The organism is Hymenobacter agri, from assembly GCF_054778495.1.
This window is the reverse complement of sequence record NZ_BAAGZM010000698.1, coordinates 1-2,017: the sequence shown is the minus strand read 5'-3', so window position 1 is coordinate 2,017 and position 2,017 is coordinate 1. Positions and strand designations below refer to the sequence as shown.

The 2,017-nt window shown below is 64.9% G+C and carries 2 protein-coding genes; both read left to right on the top strand.

What is annotated here, in order from left to right; genetic code table 11:
* Positions 1-34: 34 nt before the first annotated feature.
* Entirely contained in the window at positions 35-1,537 is a 1,503-nt protein-coding gene (locus tag ACYVDE_RS21180) for a polyamine aminopropyltransferase (RefSeq protein ID WP_460503524.1), read from the top strand.
* A gap of 224 nt (positions 1,538-1,761) precedes the next feature.
* Positions 1,762-2,017: twin-arginine translocation signal domain-containing protein (locus tag ACYVDE_RS21175; RefSeq protein WP_460503523.1), on the top strand; the 256-nt coding region annotated here is incomplete at its 3' end.

Here is a 2,017-nt window from a genome sequence, read left to right as displayed (position 1 = left end):
GGCCCTTGCCCGCGCCGCCGACCCCGAAGCCCGGCTGCCGGGCCTGCTGCTGGCGGCCGTAGCCGTGATTGCCACCTGCGGGCTGATTTACGAGTTGATTGCCGGCACCCTGGCCTCCTACCTGCTGGGCGACTCGGTCACGCAGTTTTCGACCATCATCGGGGCCTACCTGTTTGCCATGGGCATCGGCTCGTGGCTGTCGAAATTCCTCGAAGGCTCGCTGCTGCGCTGGTTTATCCGGCTCGAAATCCTGGTGGGTCTCGTGGGCGGGTGCATGGCCCCGCTGCTATTCGTGAGCTTCGAGTACGTGGCCTCGTTCCGGCTGCTGCTATACACGCTGGTGGGCCTCACGGGCGTGCTGGTGGGGCTCGAAATTCCGCTGCTGATGCGGATTTTGGAGCACCGCTACCCGTTCAAGGATTTGGTGGCGCGGGTGTTCACCTTCGACTACGTGGGCGCGCTGCTGGCCTCGCTGATATTCCCGCTAGTGCTGGTGCCGCAGCTGGGCCTGATTCGCACCTCGCTGGTTTTCGGCGCGTTGAACCTGGCCGTGGCGGCCGTAGTGCTGGCCCGCTTCCCCGAAACGCGGCCCTACCGGCGGCGCTTCGGGGTGGGCATTGCGGCGGCGCTGCTGGGGCTGGCGGTGCTGTTCGGCTTCGCCAACAAGCTGCTGGCCTATACCGAAACCCTGGCGTTCCAGGACCAGGTGATTTACTCGAAATCAACCGTTTATCAGCGCATTGTGCTCACCCGCAACCAGCGCGAGCTGCGCCTGTTTCTGAATGGCAACCTGCAGTTCAGCTCGGCCGATGAGTACCGCTACCACGAGGCCCTGGTGCACCCGCTCCTGCAGGCGCTGCCCCAAGCCCGCCGCGTGCTGGTGATGGGCGGCGGCGACGGCCTGGCTGTGCGCGAGCTGCTGAAATACCCACGCCTGACCAGCATCAAACTCGTCGACCTCGACGCGGGCATGACTGAGCTGTTCAAGCACAACGAGCTGCTGCTGGGCCTGAACCAGGGCTCGCTGAACAACCCCAAAGTGCAGGTCATCAACGCCGACGCCTACCAGTGGATTCGGCAGGACTCGGCCCGCTACGACGCCATCATCGTCGACTTTCCCGACCCCGGCAACTACTCCATCGGCAAGCTGTATTCGGCCGCGTTCTACACGGTGCTGGCCAAGCGGCTGGCCCCCGGCGGGCGGCTGGTGGTGCAAAGCACCTCGCCGTTTCTGGCCCGGCAGTCGTTTTGGTGCGTGGCCCACACGCTGGCGGCGGTGGGCCTGCACACCATCCCGTACCACCTCTACGTGCCCTCCTTCGGCGAGTGGGGCTACGTGCTGGCCGGGCCCGACACCCACTGGCGCGGCGACCTGAGCCCGCTGCCGGCCGGCCTGCGCTACATCACGCCCGCCACCATCCACGACATGCTGCGCTTCCCGCCCGACATGAGCGAGGTTCCCACCGAAGTCAACCAGCTGAATAACCAGGTGCTGGTGCGGTATTTTGAGGAAGACTGGGGGCCGTACGTGCATTGAGGCGAGTTGACAATCCATCGTGTTCCATTGAACATCACAGTAGAACGTCATGCTGAGCGCAGCCGAAGCATCTCGCGTGGGGTAGTAATCAGATTACTATTGCGGTAGAGATGCTTCGGCTGCGCTCAGCATGACGTTCTTTTTTTGGTTACTGCTGCACGCGAGATGCCTCGGCTGCGCTCGGCATGACGTCCTTTTTTGCTCCTCTTTTCCTTCCCTAGCCCATGCCAACCCGTCGCTCTTTCCTGGCCCAAAGCGGGGCGGCTCTCACCGGGGCGCTACTGCTGCCCGCCCTGCCCGGCTGCGCCCCCGGCAACCCGCTGGCCCACATCAAGGGCCGAATGCTGGGGCCGGATGCCGCTACCGGCCACCTGCTGCGCGACCCGAGTAAAATTCCCGCCCCCACCCAAACGCTTGACACCGGGGCGCTCATCATCGGCGGTGGGGTGGCGGGGCTCTCGGCGCGGCGCTGGCTGCACC